This window comes from Pontibacter aydingkolensis (assembly GCF_019443125.1).
GTDB lineage: Bacteria > Bacteroidota > Bacteroidia > Cytophagales > Hymenobacteraceae > Pontibacter > Pontibacter aydingkolensis.
Genome location: NZ_JAHYXK010000006.1, coordinates 203,965 through 220,363, shown reverse-complemented (window position 1 = coordinate 220,363; position 16,399 = coordinate 203,965). Strand labels below are relative to the sequence as shown.

The following is a 16,399-nucleotide window of genomic DNA, read 5'->3' as shown; positions in this document are numbered from 1 at the left end:
CCTGTTGGTTTTATAATTGCGTAAACCTAAAGCTTAATATAAAACACCTATGCTAAGAATAGTTCTGACTTCTTTAACACTTGGATTATTATCTTTCACCACACCTGCCTCAATTACTTTAGAGGAATCAACAGCACCACTTTCTACCTTAAACCCATCCGCTTCCGGCAATGGTTCTTCGCTTTCTTACCATGAGAAAGAGCTTGTTTTCGATGCACATGTACAGGAAGTATACCAGCAGGCTGGACTTAAAAGTAAAGGACTTGATTTCGGTGTTTTCCGTAATGCTTATGTCGGCTTCCAGAATTTTAAAAATCAGAACCTGACCGCCTCATCCAAATCTATACTTACTGTAATAGATTTTACCAAAACAAGCAACCAAAAGCGCATGTGGATCATTGATCTGCAGGCTAAAAAAGTGCTTATTAACACATTGGTGGCACATGGCCGCAATACCGGAAATGTTACCGCCGATAAGTTCTCAAACCAGCCAAACTCTTACATGAGCAGCGTAGGTTTTTATTTAACAGATGCCACTTACTATGGTAAGCATGGGCTCTCGCTGAGGTTATCGGGCATGGATGATAAGTATAATTCCAATGCCATGGAGCGTGCTATTGTAGTGCATGGCGCTGATTACGCCACAGATGCGTTTATAAAGCAGCACGGTCGTTTGGGCCGCAGCCTGGGTTGTCCTGCTGTTCCGCGCGAAATATCAAAAGAAGTGATCGAAGCGATTAAGGACAAGACGGTGATGTACATCCATGGGAATGAGAAAAACTACACATCTGATTTCTTAAACCAAACCAACGCTGTAAATGCTTTTGCAGCTAATAAACTTAAGGATGTAACTACTGTATAGTAAAGTATAGCATACCTTAAAGGAAAAGCCCTGCTGGCCAATGCCAGCAGGGCTTTTCCTTTAAGGTAAAAAATTTATGCTTCGTCTTTTGTTGTTTTTATAAGGCTGATGCCTGAAAAGAAGAAGATAAGACCTACTATAAACGGAACTGCAGCTGTAAATTGTCCTACCGCTACGCCGTCGCCTCCCATTAAAAAGGCATAGGCTCCCCATATAATCCCGATGATGCCTAGTATCAACAGCACACCACCAAAGGTTCTTTTCATATTCATAGTTATACATTTTTAATATTACATGGTGTTACCATGAGGCAACACTGCTAGTATTACGTAATTTATATAATTAAGTATACCATTATGTTGCCCACTAGCCTCTATAAAACTTAATCATATAAGTATAACTCGATGTTTGTTTGCTATAGTATTTTCCTGAGGAGTTGTCTTTGAGAATGCCTTTAAACTATTATTTCTGCATTTCTTAGTTCTAGGATTCTAAAAATCGTAAAGGAGAAAAAACACCCTGTATTGACTGGTGGATTGTTATTTGCTAAGAAATATTAATGTATGATATAGAAAATGAGAGGAATAGTAAAATTTATTATAGCGGTGTTGATCGCGGCTGTTTCGTTGGTAACTTATTGGTGTAATACACAGGAGAATGAGTTTACTGGCGAAGAACAGCACGTGGACATGACTGTGGAGCAGGAGATTGCACTTGGCCTGCAGGCGGCGCCTCAGATGGCCGAGCAATACGGAGGCCTGCACCAGGACAGGGAAGCTGCCGCGCAACTGAAAGCGATAGGCCAAAAACTGGTTAGAAGCACCAAGGCAGGCGATACACCTTATGAGTTTGATTTTCACCTGCTGGCAGATGAGCAGACTGTAAATGCATTTGCTTTGCCAGGCGGCCAGATTTTTATTACAGCTGCTTTATTGAAACGACTGGAAACAGAAGGGCAGCTGGCCGGAGTGCTCGGGCATGAAATAGGGCATGTGGTTGCCAGGCATTCTGCAGAACAACTGGCAAAGGCAAAACTAACGCAAGGTTTAACAGGCGCTGCAGCTATTGCTACCTACGACCCAGACAACCCAGCCAGCCAAACAGGAGCCATTGCAGCCGCTATGATCGGGAAGCTTTTGAACATGAGCTATGGGCGTGATGACGAACTGGAATCGGACAGGCTGGCCGTGAGGCTGACAGGAGAGGCTGGTTATGACCCAAGGGCTATGATGCGTGTGATGGAGATATTGGAGAAGGCAAGTGGCGGGGCAGCCCGAGGACCAGAATTTATGCAGACACACCCAAACCCCGGAAACCGGATTGCAGAAATCCAGCGGGCAATTGCAGAGGAGTATCCGAATGGCCTGCCCGCTGGATTAGTACAATAATGTGAGGATTAACACAACTTTAACTAAAAGGCACTGTATAAGATAAAGTACAACATGGCTTTAGCCAATGTTGCCTCCCCGGTGCATTACCCAGGTAATGTGATAACTACTGATAGTTTCAATTTAACTATGAAAGCAATTTAATTATGGCAACTAATCAAAACAAGAAGGAAGATACTAACAAATCTGGTTCATCTTCTTCATCTTCGTCTTCAAAGTCGAGTACTTCGAAGTCGCCTCAGGCTAAGAGCAGTAGCTCTACAGGCTCAACCTCAAGAACTTCTGGTGCTTCTGGTGCTTCCGGAGCAGGCAAAACCGGATCAACCGGCTCTTCTGGATCATCCGGATCTAACAGATCAGGATCTTCCGGATCTTCCGGATCGTCAAACAGATCAGGTTCTTCAGGGTCAAACCGATAGTCTTTATAAGAATTGCCGACTTAAGTTGGCACAGGAAGCTAACTCCATTTAATGGAGTTAGTTTTCTTTTTTTTGAGCCACTTTATCCCGTTAATTTCGTAACAAAGGCAAGTAAATAGCATCACCCGTAAACTATGGAAGGCCACAAAAAGCATAATAATCTCCTGTTTGTTATTAACCCTATTGCCGGAGATATCGATAAGGAAGAGTTAGAGGAAGAAATTCAGGAAAAGTGTAGGGAGCACCACATTAACTGCGAAATATACCGAACCACCGGCGAAAACGATAAGGAAAAAATTAAGTCCTTACTCGCAAAAAGTAAGTATGATGGTGCCTTTGCAGTTGGTGGAGATGGAACCGTTAATATTCTGGGCAGTCTTCTGATTGGTTCCGATACACCGTTAGGAATTGTGCCGCTGGGTTCTGGCAATGGCTTGGCAAAAGACCTGAACATACCACAGGATACAGAAGATGCCCTGGAGCTTATTCACAGCCATGTAGTTCGCAACATCGATACTATTACACTTAATGGCCTGCCCTCAATACACCTGAGCGACCTGGGGTTTAATGCCCTTGTTGTAAAAAACTTTTGCGAGGGAGATACCCGCGGGCCTGGCTCGTATGCCTGGATTGCCTTGCAGGAGTACCTGAGCTATGTACCAAAGCACTATCGCATAGAAACTGATGTGGAGACGTTTGAGGGGGAGGCTTTTATGGTAACCATAGCGAATGCAAATGCTTTTGGCTCCAACGCCAACATTAATCCCGATGGTATTTTGAATGACGGGAAATTTGAAATTTGCCTGATAGAACCTTTTCCTAAAGCTGCCGGACTGGGTATACTTTATAAACTCTATACCGATAGCATTGATACTTCAGTTTTTACCCGAAAGATAAGTTGCCGCAGAGCTACCATATACAACACCCAGCACGAAGTAATGCACATCGACGGGGAGCCGATTGAGGAGGAGGAAGTGATTAATGTAGAAATGCACCCGAAAAGCCTGAAGGTTATACTTCCGTTGCCAGAGCCGGAGGAGTAGGGTTGGTTATTAGTTGTTGGTTGATCGTTAGTGGAGAATGTAGAGACGCAATACCTTGCGTCTTGCTTACTACAGTAATAAATCTGATCCTGGCGTAAGTCTTAAGCGATGTCTTAACTTGTGACGTGCCATGATAGGAAGCCTTCAAATTTCCGTGAGCCATATCTTTAACTTCTGCAAAGTATGGATTTATACTTTACACCTGCCAAAGTATAAATCCATACTTCATACCTCCGCAAGTCTGAAGACTTGCCGCCATACCAGCACGAGTGACACTTTATTTAACACATGCGCTATGGGGATCAGTAAAAACCAAAATCGAACAACGAATAACAAACAACCAATAACGAAACCCCTCGCCCTGTAGCAAACAAGACGCAAGGTATTGCGCCTCTACATTCCGGATGACAATCAGCAACGGACAATCAGCAACGGACAATCAGCAACTAACAATCAACTAACCGGCTGCTCACGAAGTATACTTTCCAGTTTTTTCCGGAACACGACCTGGCCCGCTTTGTTATCTTCTGCGGTAATGTGTGCCTCTATCCATACTTCGCCGGTATTGTAGTAGTTAAGCGTGAAAAATCCGGGTTGTTCAAGGGTAAAGGTTGCTTTGCCGCCTTTTTTTACAAAAGCTGTCTTGCTTCCTGAGCCGCTTACCAGGTAGTGGTTTTGCTGTACTTCGAAATGCTGCAGGTTGTGGTCGTGGCCGGCTACGTAAATAATGTTGCTGTACCTGTGCAGGATGCGGAGCAGGCGCTTACGCATTTTTTTATACTTTCTGTGGGCCATGTCTTCGTAAGCACCAAACAGCTGGCGGTAAAAAGGGTAAATAGAACCAAAAATCGGTAGCGGAATGTAAATGCGTTTATGCGCGGCCGTAAGTGGAAAGATGTGCTGTTTAACCGTAAACTTACCTCCATGAATGGCATTGCTGTAAAGCGGATGATGTGCAGCAATAAGTATGCGCTGGTGCCTGTTGCTTCGCAGTAACTTACTCAACTCGTCATAAAACCCGTCTATACTTTCGTATGGGCATCCGTCCTTTTTACCCATCGGTTTTTCGCCGCGCTGCACCCACCATTGTGTGTTTATCACTACCAGTAACAGACCTTCCGCCAGTTGCACCGCCACTGGCCCGGGACAGCCGTTTTCGGGCAGGTAAGCTATGTTTTCTCCGCCATGCTCCAGTATGTAGTTCTGCTGCAGCAGCATCTGTTGGTAACCGCCTTTACGGCCCTTTAGCCAGTCGTGGTTGCCGCTTATAAAAATGCCCTGTCCGCCGTATACTTTAAAATGCTCCAGTAAAACATCCAGCCTGTCAACTGCCAGTTTGCGGTGCCTGTTGCCTTCAGGAGGTAAACCGATAGGGTAGAGGTTGTCGCCTAAGAACAGTACAGTGCTGTTGGCATTGTTTTCCAGTTGCCAGGCCTCCAGCATTGCTAAAACAGGATCTGTGCCGTCGGTGGCAATGGCACCCACATCGCCCAGCATTGCTACTGTGTGCACAAGCCTTGCCTCCGGATCGGGATAATAATGCTGCCATCCTACTTCAGATAGCTTATAGTATGGCTTGCGTTTATACTTCAGCTCCTGCATATAACTGAACAGGAGATAGGCTATAAAAAGCGTGGGCAGTATAATTAGAAAGTAGGTGAGCATATAGTATAAAATAGCGTGCCGGCTAAAAGTTTGGAGGCGTGAGGTTTTTAAAGTGGCCGTTTTGCTTTACAAGGTCTTTTAACTGCTCTGTAGCCTCAATAATCGGTACTACCTGCTGCAGGTGTTGTAGTATGGCTTCCTGACGCTCTACTTCTGTTTGCATCTGCAGTAAGGTGTATTCCTGCTCCGTGTTCAGGCCCAGGTGGTGGGCAATATCAAAGCTTTTAAAGTCTTCCAGCAGGTCTGTAAACAGCTTATCCAGCCCCAGCGAGGAGTATAGTTTTTGCAGCAGGTCTTTAATTTTTAGTTTGGTAACTATGTCATCCTGGTAATCAGTTTCGAAAGTCTCTACTTCGCCGCCGGCATATAGCCTGCCCGGAGCCATCTTGTCAAATCTATCAATCTTAAACACACTTATGCCTTTGGTTCTGATGTCCATCTCTCCGTTGGCATGGGTCTTCTCTACCTGCAGTATTTCTATTTCGGTACCGTAAAGGCCTACACTGTTCTGAATAAAGGTGGGTATACCAAAGGTTTTTTCGTTCTCAATACAGTCAAGTACCAACTGTTTGTAGCGGGGCTCGAAAATATGCAGATTTAGTTTTTCGCCGGGATATACGACTACGCTCAGCGGGAAAAGCGGAAGGTATTTTGCCATACTTTGTGTAGAGACTTCAGCACAGAGGCTGTGCTAAACAGGTTTTACTTTGCTTGTGCTTAGGCTTACGGTTTTAACCTGAACTGTGTTAGATTTTGCTGGCATATAGGGTGACGTATATTGTTAAATATATTAAACACTGTACCTTTGCCCCCTCCAAAGCCATAGTATAAAATGAGTAAAAAACGATTAGGCCTCAGGCAGATAAAATTGCTTTTTGTAAAGCTGGTGCTAAGCCTTTTCCTGTTAAGTATAGCATGGGTGCTGCTCTACCGTTGGGTAGCGCCGCCGGCCACGCTGCACATGATCAAGCGCAGGGCTGAGGCCGGTGCAGCAGATAAAACCAACCCCGAAATAGACTACAGGTTCGTGAAGCTGGAGGAGATGTCGGATCAGTTGCCATTGGCTGTAGTGGCCTCTGAAGACCAGCTGTTTCTGCAGCACAACGGCTTTGATGTAGAAGCTATTATGGATGCCTTTAAGCGAAACCAGAAGGGGGGAAACATACGTGGTGGCAGCACCATTAGCCAGCAGGTAGCCAAGAATGTGTTTTTGTGGCATGGCCGCAGTTATCTACGCAAAGGCGTGGAGGCATACTTTACCCTGCTTATCGAAATGCTTTGGGGCAAACAGCGCATTATGGAAGTATATCTTAACATTGCCGAGATGGGAGACGGGGTTTTTGGCGTAGAGGCAGCATCTCAAAAATACTTTAAAAAACCTGCTAAAGAGGTAGGCCGGCAGCAGGCGGCTTTACTGGCGGCTGTACTTCCTAACCCTATTAAGTTCTCTGCTAAAAACCCATCCGGCTATACGTTAAGGCGCCGTACTAAAATTGCCCGTGCCATGGGCCGACTAGGTGGTACGACGTACATTAAATCTATACTTCCCCCTGAAGATGAAAAGTAACATAATTATACTTGCAAGCCTTATGCTGTTGCTGATAACAGCATGTGCACCAACTGCAAAAGTGCCTGTGCAGGATGCTACTGTAGCCAAAGCCGAGATCCGGAAAGTACTGGAGGAGCAGGCAGATTGCTGGAGCCGCGGCGATCTGGAGTGCTACATGCAGGGCTATTGGAAATCAGACTCGTTGCTGTTTGTAGGCTCCAAAGGGCTTACGTACGGTTGGCAGCAAACCCTGGACAACTACAAGCGTAGCTACCCCGATGCATCGGCCATGGGCAAACTTACCTTCGACCTGAAAGAGATGCGTGAACTCTCGCCGGAAACCATACTGGTAGTAGGCAAATGGCATCTGCAGCGCGAAGCAGCAAAAGGCAACCTCGAAGGCCACTTCTCTGTTGTTTTCAAACGCTTTGCAGATGGCTGGAAAATTGTAGCAGACCACTCCAGTTAAGCTTGTTTTTTGAATCGGTTATTTTTGTAGTGATAAAAGGGCTGCAACAGTATAAGCGGCATCTGACTGTAGTAATACCTAACATAATACCTACTTTAGCCTTAGCCCAACCCGCACATCCAGGAAATCGGCTACATGCCGGTGCGCTTTCAGGTTAATACCCCAGTATACTTTTTTAGCCGTATGATACTCCAGGCCGTAACGCTGGTATACAGGATCGCGGGCCTTGGCCGGTGCATAAACGTATACCCCCAGTTGCTGGCTAAACCTGAACCTGCCAATGTATAGTTCGTGGCCGGCAAGTAAAGCACCTCTTTGAAAGTCTTCATGCCTGCCCCTGTCTTTCAGGTCTTCTTTAAGCGTATAGTCGGCCACCCATTCTGCTCCGGCAGTTAAGGCACTGAGCCTGCCTAGCTTTTGGCTGGCGTAAGCTGTAACACCCACAAGAGGCAGCTTATCAGTGGGAATGTCTTTGCGGTCTTTCATGGTACCAAGTATGGCTACCAGGTAATGGCGTTCTTTTTTACCGGTTATACTTTCAAGAGGCTGGCGCTGCGGAAAGTGTGCCGTCCGTAAGGCGTAATCTATACCCAGCGAGGCAGACGGAAAATTAATGCCTTTATTTGGTTGCCTTATACCACCGTTGGATATGTGTTTGTACGTTGCTCCTGCGCGAAGCAGTAGATAGTCGTTCAGCCTGTAGTTTGCCATCAGATTTGCCACCAGCGGAAAACTAATTTTGGTGCTGTAAAAAAGGTTGTCAGGGTTAATTGTGGGGTGATATACTTCGTTCATATAAGCTATACCTGCACCCAGCCTGAACGACAAGCTGAAATCTTTATGGGCCGACAGGAAAGGCTCTACATAAAGTATAAGGGCATAGGCATTTCCAAGTACATCCGGTTTATCAAAATTATAAAAGGCAAAGGTTGCTCCCAGCCTGGGGTAAGCCTGCAGGTACTGCCAGGAAGCGCTGTCTGTAAAATGTATACTCAGTTCGGTTGAGATACCCCACGGGTTAGAATCTGCTACGTCTCTGATATCTTGTGAGTGGGGGATGATAAACCCATAATGCCCATGCAAGCCTAGGTTTATGGCAGGGCGGGAGGTGGTATCGGTATCTGAATTAGCTGTTAATGCAGAGAGGGGTACTGAGGCCGCAGGGAAGTTTACTAACCAAAGTATAAAAAGTATGATCTTAGCCTTTGTCATATCAACCATAGCAAACCCAAGGTTAGACTATTGCTTACGGCTATTTATGGCAGAGGTCAGAGTGAGTTAGGTTATTATAGGGATTCTGGTTTAACGGACTTGTACAGGCTAAGGCGAGGCATTAGCCGAAGCTTAAGCCTGTGCTTTGTTAACTGGATTAATTTTTCTGCTGCTCAATATTTCATAGGCAGCAGCTACTGCGTAATCTGCATACTGCCCACGGTTCTTGACTATTTCTTCCAGTTCAATATTTTGGAATCCGCTGTATCTGTCAAAAAACTCCCTTTTCTTTCTTTCAACGTATGCCTGATTCTTTTTTACTTGTTTTGGGCTTAGCCTTTCGTAGTCCAAGCTTGGAAAGAAGACTTCTATGTCTTCGTAAGGTATTCTTAGTTGACTAAGTAGCTCTTCAGGCTTAATCGTAAAATGAGTTATGATGAAAGTGTCGCTTGCTGTCTTTATTCTTAGGTAAGAGTATTCCCTATGTATCTTTTGAAATGGTCGAACATTAACAGAATCACAAGCCACAACTTCGTCTATTGAGAAGAGAAAAGTCTGTGTGCCTTTTTGTATTTCAACTAAACCTTGTGATGAATCTACTGCAACTACTTGGTCAACGTCATTACGCCAGTACTGGTAGTTAAGGTAAAGTATAGGTAGAATATAAGCTAATGCTAAAGTTGCCACGATGGCAATGGAATCTAGTCTATCTGACCATATGAGCCAAGATAAGAGGGGCATTATAAGAAGAAAGAGAAGCGGTTTGAACAGTATGCTTTTACCGTACTTGATTCTATAAACCTTTTTCATTCATTTCTTATTTCAGCTAACTTCTGTGTAAACGTCACCGTGACGTTTATCCGCCATATATGCGAAGGTGGTTTTGCCTGGATCAACTCGTTTTTTTGCGCTGTGCAGCTTTGCACGCATCTCCCTGTGCATATAGCTAAGCTAATATAAGTGATTATCATAAATTATCAAGCGGACTCGTGATTTTATCAAGCGCGTAACTGGTCACAAGGGTATAGATCTCCGTTGTCTTGCTGCTCCTGTGCCCGAGCAGGGTCTGGATATACCTTAGGTCGGTACCCTGCTCAAGCAAATGAGTGCCTGAGCGTGTGAGGTGTGGCTTTAGTTCTTACACTAGCCTTCTCCCTGGCGCCTCTGAAGACATTTCGCAGGCTTTCCACCGTGTACTGCCCGCCGTACTGCCCTTCAAAGAGCCACACCTTTGGGCGGTAAGCCTTGTAGTATTCCCGCAGGCTCTCAAGCAGCTTCTGCGAGAGCAGCGTGGTGCAGTCCTTCTTGCCCTTGCCACCGCGTATGAGCAGTATATTCCTGCCCGACTGCACGTCTGTGAGTCGGAGGTTAATCACTTCGCTGATACGCAGCCCGCCCGCGTAGAGTAGCTGTAGCATGCAGCGATGCTTCAGGTTATCAGTGGCCTGCAAAATACGCTTTACTTCTTCCTTGCTCAGCACGACTGGAAGCCTGGAGGGCTTCTCGGGCCGCTCTATCTGGCTAAGGTCGAGCGTGTGTCGGCCCAACACGCGATGAAAGTAGAACTTTACGGCGTTGATCGACTGGTTGATGAGCGAGAAAGAATACTTCTGGCTATGCACCATCTGCCTGTGATACTCGTTTATTTCTTGTGTACCAAAGCCGTTGATCATTTCCATTCCCTGTTCCCGTTGCCCGTTAAAAAAACGCAGCAGCAGCGAGTGGTAGGTGCGGATGGTGTTGAGCGAGTAGTTCAGCAAGTACAGCTTCTCAAGGTATGGTAGTGGGCAGGTGATATAATCCGTCCTCTTTAAGTATGTCTGCTCCCAGAGCCTGCGCAGCAGACAGGCGGATAGGCGCAGTAAGCTATTGTGCCTGGAGGGAACGATTCCCCTCTTGAGAGGGGTTAGGGGTGTGTTTCACTCTGCCAGATGAAGTATATGCATATTCCCTACAAACCTTACCTCAAAGAGTTGGCCAGGCAGCTGTGCAATAACAGTACCCTCGGTGAGGTGCTGCTTTGGCGGGAGCTGAAGGGCGGCGCCCTGCTCGGCCTGGACTTCCACCGCCAGAAGCCGCTCGACAGCTTCATCGTGGACTTTTACTGCCCTCAGTTAATGCTGGCCGTTGAGATCGACGGCGACAGCCACGACTATAAATTCGAGGAGGATATGCTGCGGCAGCGAAGGCTGGAGCAATTGGGCGTGCGCTTTCTGCGCTTCACCGACAGGCAGGTGAAGCAGGAGATGGCCAACGTGCTGCGCGAGATCGGTCAGTGGGTATCGGAGCGGCAGGGTACACACCCCTAACCCCTCTCAAGAGGGGAATAAGCTCTTACCAATGGCAGTCTCATCTCACTTAGTGGCGCCGAGCCAGAATTAAAGAAAGCGTAAGCAGCCATGTTACCCTTCTCAACTAGGCAAGCCCTGAGGGAAAAACCACCCTTAGAAAAACATTGCTCCAGCAGGCCGGCTTCGACTTCCGCCACTTTACCCACCTTTACCGCACCAGCAAAGGCAACACTTACCACTTCTGCTACGATTACGGTTACCTGCTGCTAGAAGACGAAAAGGTGCTCATCGTAAACTGGCAGCCCTACATGCATAAAAGCGAAAGCCGGTAAAGTATAATCTTATACGCTACCGGCTTTAATAGTATTTAAGGTATGGCCTGTAAGCTATTCCTCATCACCGGCCTCATCCACTTCAGCTTCTTTCTCTACTTCTTTCACTTTTTCTGTAAATATAAACCCACACTTGGCGGCATGTTCTGCTGCGGCGGCAGTGTCTTTTACAAGTAGCATCTCTACTTCGCCATCAGCTTTGAGCTCATCAAAGATCTTTTCTACTTTTTGGGTATGTTTTGCAATGGCCACATCTCTTATATAAATGGCCATAATACGGCCCGGGTGCTTTAGTACCACCTCTCGGTAAATGGCTGCATCCTGCTGGCCGCTGTCTCCGATAAGTATAAAGTTAAGCTTTGGGTAAGTTATAAGTATGTTTTCGATCTCTTTATACTTGTGGCTCATGTGGTCCGAATGGCCCAGCTTTGTTTCATCAATGCCAAAGTCGCGGAGCAGGAGAGGACCTTCGGGTATCTCATTTAGCTCCAGGAAATGATACAGCAGGTCGTAGTTGTTCCAGGGGCTGCTGCTTACGTAAAAGAATGGGTTGTTGCGCTTGCCGTTTCGGCCTAGCTGCAGCGATTTGTAAAACTGCGACACTCCATGAAACGGGATCCGAGTGTGGGCATTGTTAAGTAAAACGTTGCGTCCGGTTTCCAGCAGGCTGGTGGCGCCAGTTCGTACAATGGTATCGTCTATGTCGGAGATAATGCCGTACTCGGCATCTGGGGGCGGAACTAATACATAAGCTGTTTCTTTGATTCCGGGTTCAAAGCCTTTTACTGGAGCCTCTTTTAGTTCCAGATCGATGGGGTGCCAAATATCTTCCAGTTCAAGTGGGGTGTGCGGTTCGATGTTCAGTACAAAGTATCCTTCTACATCTGTTGTAATTTCGTGGGGCTGCTCCTGCAGGGTCAGCTGAACACGGGCATTGGGAATTTCATCGCTTTCGAAACGGCGGTACATGTTTAGCAGGTTCTCCCAGGTAGTATGGGTTTCTTCGGATTGCAGGATGCCCTTATCCACCAGCACACGGCCTTTTACATAAAGGCGCTCCGGGGTGCCATAACTGCGGTACGTAACAATCTGCAGCGGCCTGTTCTGCCAGAGTTTGTCTTTTAGCTTAAAGGTCAGGAAATCAATTTTCTCTTCGGCTTTAAGTATAGAGCTTGCCAGTTTTGCTTTTATTTTTTTCATAGTTAGACTTTGTCAAAACAAAATGCCTGCTGGTAGGGCAGGCATTTTTCATTTCTGTTAGTTCAGCGCATTTTTCAGCTGATTAAAATCGGTGTCTGCCGCTGAGGTAGTTTTACAGCCTTTTTGCTGTGCAAGTTGCTGAATGTTCTGGATTCTGTTTCCCGGATCAGGGTGCGTGCTCAGGAACTCCGGCGGATTACTTTGCTGTGCATTCTGTTGCATCTTTATAAAAAAGCCGGCAGCGCCGTCGCAGGCATAGTGGTTAGTGCCGGCCAGATAGTCTACAGAGGTGTTGTCGGCCTCTGTTTCGGCTTCGCGGCTAAAGCGCAAGCCTGCCAGTGATCCGGCTAACTGGGCGGCAATTGTCTGCAGTGTGCCAGGATCATTGCCTAAGGCTACCGATAAAAGCAGGGCAATGCCGTAGTCGCGTTGCAGCTGTTTTACGCTGTGGCGTTTATCGGCGTGGGCTATCTCGTGTGCCAGCACTCCTGCAAAATGGTCTTCGTCTTCCAGGTACTTTACTAAACCAGAGAACACATAGATATGGCCGCCAGGTGTGGCAAAAGCATTCAGGGTGTTATCGTCTTTAATGATTTTAACCGTCCACGGGAATTCGTTTCTATACTTAACCTGGCCTGAGTTAAGCACACGGTTTACAATACGGTCCAGGCTTTGGTACGCCTGTTGTGTTTTGGCGTTAGTGCTGTTTCGTTCCAATAATTTGCCCTGTGCGCGATACGTAGAGTCTACCTGCTCCGATACCTGCTGTCCTAGCCTGATATCGTCCTGGATAGAGAAAATAACGCCGTCGTTTTCTTCGCAGCTACTAAATAGTAAAAGGCTACAGAGTGTAAAAGCCCATAAGGGTATGTAAGTTAATCGGTTCATAAAGTATAAATCTGATTTTTAGTGCAACGCAGCAATTGCTGTTTAAGTACGCTTGCCTGGTTGTCTCGTCAAAAATAATGCAGATTTGCTGCTGCAACACACTCTACGATAAAAATAAGCCTGGGGGTTACGTGTTTTGCAAAGCGACACTTAGTTATTAATAGTACAAAAAAAGAGTCCCCGAAAAATTCCGGGGACTCTTCTAAAGTGTAGTATGTACCTTATTTTACGGAAGAGCTTCCGATTGGGTTGCCATCTGTATCTAATTCAACTACCTCGTAGTTAAGTGCTTGTAGTTTAGATAGCACCGTTTTCTTATCGCCTACCACCACAATGTGCATGTTGTTAACCGGCAGGTGTTTAGCCGCCAGTGCATCAATGTCTTTTTTGGTGATGTTGTTCAGAATATCCGTCTGCTTCTTCACAAAGTCTTTACTTAGGTCGTACTCGATGATGCGGCCCAGGAAACCGGCCTTCTGACCCGGCGTTTCATACTTGCGCGCATCCGACTGCCCGATAGAGCTCTTCATGAACTTCACTTCGTCTTCGGTGATACCGGTTTTGTGGAAGTTGGTAAGCTCCTTCATAAACTCGGTAACAGACTCGGCTGTTGCATCGGCACGTACACCGGCAGATGCTGTGAACGGACCTGCATACTTGCTTCCGCCATAGCCTGAACGTGCACCGTAAGTATAGCCTTTGTCTTCGCGCAGGTTCAGGTTGATACGGCTGTTAAAAGCGCCACCCAGTGCATAGTTCATCAGGCCAAGCTTATAGTATTCGCCAGTAGCGTCGTATGGCATAGCCACATAACCTATTCTTATCTCAGACTGTGCTGCGTCCGGCTTATCGATCAAATAAATACGGGTTTTATCAATCGCAGGGGCTTTGGTATCAGCTACCAGTTTCACATCTTTCTTCTTCCAGTTCTTCAGGAAGTTGAGTTTGCCGATGATCTCTTTCTCTGTGATGTCGCCAACCACAACAAGATCTGCAACAGATGGAGAGAAGTTGTTCTGATAGAACTTCTTCACATCATCCAGCGTGATGTTGTTGACTGTTTCAGCAGTACCTGAAGATGGCATTGCCGAGATGTGGTTTGCACCGTAAAGCAGCTTGCTGTAAACGTTGTTGGCAATTGTAGTAGGCTGTGTTGCCTGGTTGGCAATACCCTCCAGCTGCTGCTTCTTCAGGCGGTCAAAGTCATCCTGGTTAAACTTAGGTCTGAACATACGCTCTTCCATCAGGGCCAGCGTTTTGTCCAGGTTCTTCTTCAAGGTCTGAACAGATACGATTGTTTCATCAGTACCGGAAAAAATACTAACTCTGCTACCCAGTTTGTTAAGCTCATTGGTGAACTCCTCTGAAGTATAGTTTTCAGTATCCTCGTTTAGCATACCAGCTGTAAGCGATGCCACACCGGCTTTGCTCATGTCGTTGGCAGAAAGGCGGTGACCACCTTTAATAGACAGCTGCAGTGTTACAGTCGGGATTTCGTCAGACTTTGCTCCGATTACTTTTAAGCCGTTCTTGAACTTAGACGTATAATAGTTAGGTACTGCCACTACCGGGTTTGCACCAATTTCAGGGCGCTTGCTGCGGTCAAAAGTGTCAACAGCCTTGGTATACTTCAATCCGCTGTACTCATCTGATCCGGCAACAAAACCGTCTGTAGAAACAGTGTAGTTATCTGCCTTGGCAACCATATCCGACTTGCCTTTAGGTACCACGCTAAGTATAACTGCGTTTTTGCCTTTGATGTACTGGTTGTACACACGCATTACATCTTCTTTTGTAACAGCGTTAATGCGTTTGATCTCTTCCTGAATGTAGTTAGGGTTGTTTCGGAATGTCTCGTAAGCAGCCAGTTGGGATACTTTGCCGCTAACGCTTGCCATTCTGTTGATCAGGCCGCTTTCTGCCTGTGCTTTGAAGCGTACCAGGTCATCTTCTGTAACACCACGCGTCTCAAATTCTGCAATAGATTTGCGTACCAGCGCTTCCATATCAGCAAGCTTAGTGGTAGGGAAAGTAACTACAGAAATACCAAACTCACCAGCCAGTTCAGAAGTGGAGTTAGAAGTAGAGGCCTGCATTGCCTTCTGCTCTTTTACAAAGTTTTTGTAGAAGATAGAGTTTTTACCTTGGCCTAGTACTTCTGCCAGTACGTCCAGCGCAGGCTCATCTGTGTGGCCAGCCTCAGGAGTTGGGAAGGTCATGCGCAGCATCGGGAAACGCACGTTGTCTTCGTAAGACACGTAACGGTCTTTGTCCAGCCTGGCCACCATAGGTTTCATATCCTGTACGGCTGGGCCGGCAGGTATAGAGCCAAAGTATTTCTCCACCAGCTTTACTACTTCCTCCGGTTTTACATCGCCGCCAACTGTAACAGTAGCGTTATTTGGGCCATACCAGCGCAGGAAAAAGTTTTTCAGGTCGTTTACGTCCACGCGGTTAAGGTCTTCCAGGTAACCGATGGTTGTCCAGGAATAAGGGTGGCCGTAAGGATAAAGGTTCTGTGAAGTTTTTTCGTACACCAGGCCGTACGGACGATTGTCGTAGTTCTGGCCACGCTCATTTTTTACGGTTTCGCGCTGCACCTCGAATTTCTTCTGGGTTACAGCATCCAGTAAAAATCCCATGCGGTCAGCCTCCAGCCAAAGGGCTGTAGCTAACTGGTTACTTGGTACTGTTTCGAAGTAGTTTGTTCTGTCGCGGTTTGTTGTACCATTTAAAGTACCACCCGATTCCGACACGATCTTGAAGTGCTCCTCGTCGGCTACGTTGTCTGAGCCCTGGAACATCATGTGCTCAAAGAAGTGCGCAAATCCTGACTTGCCTACTTCTTCGCGGGCAGAGCCTACGTGGTACGTAACATCAACGTGCACTACCGGGTCGGAGTGGTCTTCGTGCACGATCAGTGTAAGGCCGTTAGACAGCTTATACTTTGAGTAAGGAATAACCAGCTCGTCGCCTTTTTTTGTTACCTTCTCAACGAGTTTTGTCTGAGCTTCGGCAGCACTTACTACACTTGCAGTAAGTACAATACTCAAACCAATTTGTTTGATCATGTTAGTTTAA

At 46.5% G+C, this 16,399-nt stretch carries 16 protein-coding genes and 1 pseudogene; 8 read left to right on the top strand and 9 right to left on the bottom strand.

The features are described from left to right. Positions 1–49 precede the first annotated feature (49 nt). Positions 50–862, top strand: a complete 813-nt coding sequence (locus tag K0O23_RS09805; RefSeq protein WP_219877240.1) for a murein L,D-transpeptidase catalytic domain family protein — start codon at positions 50–52, stop codon at positions 860–862. Positions 863–936: 74 nt separating this feature from the next. Here K0O23_RS09805 and K0O23_RS09800 read toward each other — a convergent pair whose 3' ends face one another. After that, positions 937–1,128 (bottom strand): hypothetical protein, encoded by a 192-nt coding sequence (locus tag K0O23_RS09800; protein ID WP_317195671.1) that lies wholly within the window; start codon positions 1,126–1,128, stop codon positions 937–939. A gap of 309 nt (positions 1,129–1,437) precedes the next feature. On the opposite strand from K0O23_RS09800, the gene K0O23_RS09795 reads away from it, so the two are divergent. From K0O23_RS09795 to K0O23_RS09785, 3 genes are all read left to right on the top strand, one after another. Beyond that, a complete protein-coding gene (locus tag K0O23_RS09795; RefSeq protein WP_219877238.1) occupies positions 1,438–2,250 on the top strand; it encodes a M48 family metalloprotease in 813 nt (270 codons plus the stop codon). A gap of 146 nt (positions 2,251–2,396) precedes the next feature. After that, positions 2,397–2,669: a hypothetical protein gene (locus K0O23_RS09790; RefSeq protein ID WP_219877237.1), complete on the top strand. Its 273-nt coding sequence runs from the start codon at positions 2,397–2,399 to the stop codon at positions 2,667–2,669. A gap of 134 nt (positions 2,670–2,803) precedes the next feature. Continuing rightward, positions 2,804–3,712 carry a diacylglycerol/lipid kinase family protein gene (locus K0O23_RS09785; RefSeq protein WP_219877236.1) on the top strand — a complete coding sequence of 303 codons (909 nt, stop codon included), beginning with the start codon at positions 2,804–2,806 and terminating at the stop codon, positions 3,710–3,712. A gap of 453 nt (positions 3,713–4,165) precedes the next feature. Here K0O23_RS09785 and K0O23_RS09780 read toward each other — a convergent pair whose 3' ends face one another. Continuing rightward, positions 4,166–5,377, bottom strand: a complete 1,212-nt coding sequence (locus tag K0O23_RS09780; RefSeq protein WP_219877235.1) for a metallophosphoesterase — start codon at positions 5,375–5,377, stop codon at positions 4,166–4,168. 22 nt (positions 5,378–5,399) lie between these two features. Continuing rightward, positions 5,400–6,035 carry an LON peptidase substrate-binding domain-containing protein gene (locus K0O23_RS09775; RefSeq protein ID WP_219877234.1) on the bottom strand — a complete coding sequence of 212 codons (636 nt, stop codon included), beginning with the start codon at positions 6,033–6,035 and terminating at the stop codon, positions 5,400–5,402. Positions 6,036–6,209: 174 nt separating this feature from the next. Between K0O23_RS09775 and mtgA the strand changes: the two genes are divergently transcribed. Together mtgA and K0O23_RS09765 are read left to right on the top strand one after the other, a co-directional pair. Continuing rightward, the gene (gene mtgA, locus K0O23_RS09770) at positions 6,210–6,944 is read left to right on the top strand and encodes a monofunctional biosynthetic peptidoglycan transglycosylase (protein WP_219877233.1); all 735 of its coding nucleotides are present in this window, start codon (positions 6,210–6,212) and stop codon (positions 6,942–6,944) included. Then, positions 6,934–7,395: a YybH family protein gene (locus tag K0O23_RS09765; protein ID WP_246597021.1), complete on the top strand. Its 462-nt coding sequence runs from the start codon at positions 6,934–6,936 to the stop codon at positions 7,393–7,395. The genes mtgA and K0O23_RS09765 overlap by 11 nt, the downstream gene beginning before the upstream one ends. A 90-nt stretch (positions 7,396–7,485) precedes the next feature. Here the strand turns inward: K0O23_RS09765 and K0O23_RS09760 are convergent, their stop codons facing one another. The 3 genes and pseudogenes from K0O23_RS09760 to K0O23_RS09750 form a co-directional block, all read right to left on the bottom strand. Further along, entirely contained in the window at positions 7,486–8,616 is a 1,131-nt protein-coding gene (locus K0O23_RS09760) for an acyloxyacyl hydrolase (RefSeq protein WP_246597020.1), read from the bottom strand. A 123-nt stretch (positions 8,617–8,739) separates the two neighbouring features. Next, positions 8,740–9,417, bottom strand: a complete 678-nt coding sequence (locus tag K0O23_RS09755) for a hypothetical protein (RefSeq protein ID WP_219877232.1) — start codon at positions 9,415–9,417, stop codon at positions 8,740–8,742. Between the two features lie 157 nt (positions 9,418–9,574). Further along, positions 9,575–10,367, bottom strand: a pseudogene (locus K0O23_RS09750) (tyrosine-type recombinase/integrase). Between the two features lie 171 nt (positions 10,368–10,538). On the opposite strand from K0O23_RS09750, the gene K0O23_RS09745 reads away from it, so the two are divergent. Continuing rightward, complete coding sequence (locus K0O23_RS09745) at positions 10,539–10,916, top strand: endonuclease domain-containing protein (RefSeq protein WP_219877231.1); 378 nt, start codon at positions 10,539–10,541, stop codon at positions 10,914–10,916. Between the two features lie 146 nt (positions 10,917–11,062). After that, positions 11,063–11,230: a hypothetical protein gene (locus tag K0O23_RS09740; protein WP_219877230.1), complete on the top strand. Its 168-nt coding sequence runs from the start codon at positions 11,063–11,065 to the stop codon at positions 11,228–11,230. A 54-nt stretch (positions 11,231–11,284) separates the two neighbouring features. On the opposite strand, the gene K0O23_RS09735 is transcribed toward K0O23_RS09740, so the two are convergent. From K0O23_RS09735 to K0O23_RS09725, 3 genes are all read right to left on the bottom strand, one after another. Beyond that, positions 11,285–12,430: an App1 family protein gene (locus tag K0O23_RS09735; RefSeq protein WP_219877229.1), complete on the bottom strand. Its 1,146-nt coding sequence runs from the start codon at positions 12,428–12,430 to the stop codon at positions 11,285–11,287. Positions 12,431–12,487: 57 nt separating this feature from the next. Then, the gene (locus K0O23_RS09730) at positions 12,488–13,318 is read right to left on the bottom strand and encodes a M48 family metalloprotease (protein ID WP_219877228.1); all 831 of its coding nucleotides are present in this window, start codon (positions 13,316–13,318) and stop codon (positions 12,488–12,490) included. Positions 13,319–13,539: 221 nt separating this feature from the next. After that, on the bottom strand, positions 13,540–16,389 hold the full coding sequence (locus K0O23_RS09725) for a M16 family metallopeptidase (protein WP_219877227.1): 2,850 nt from the start codon (positions 16,387–16,389) through the stop codon (positions 13,540–13,542). Positions 16,390–16,399: the final 10 nt, after the last annotated feature.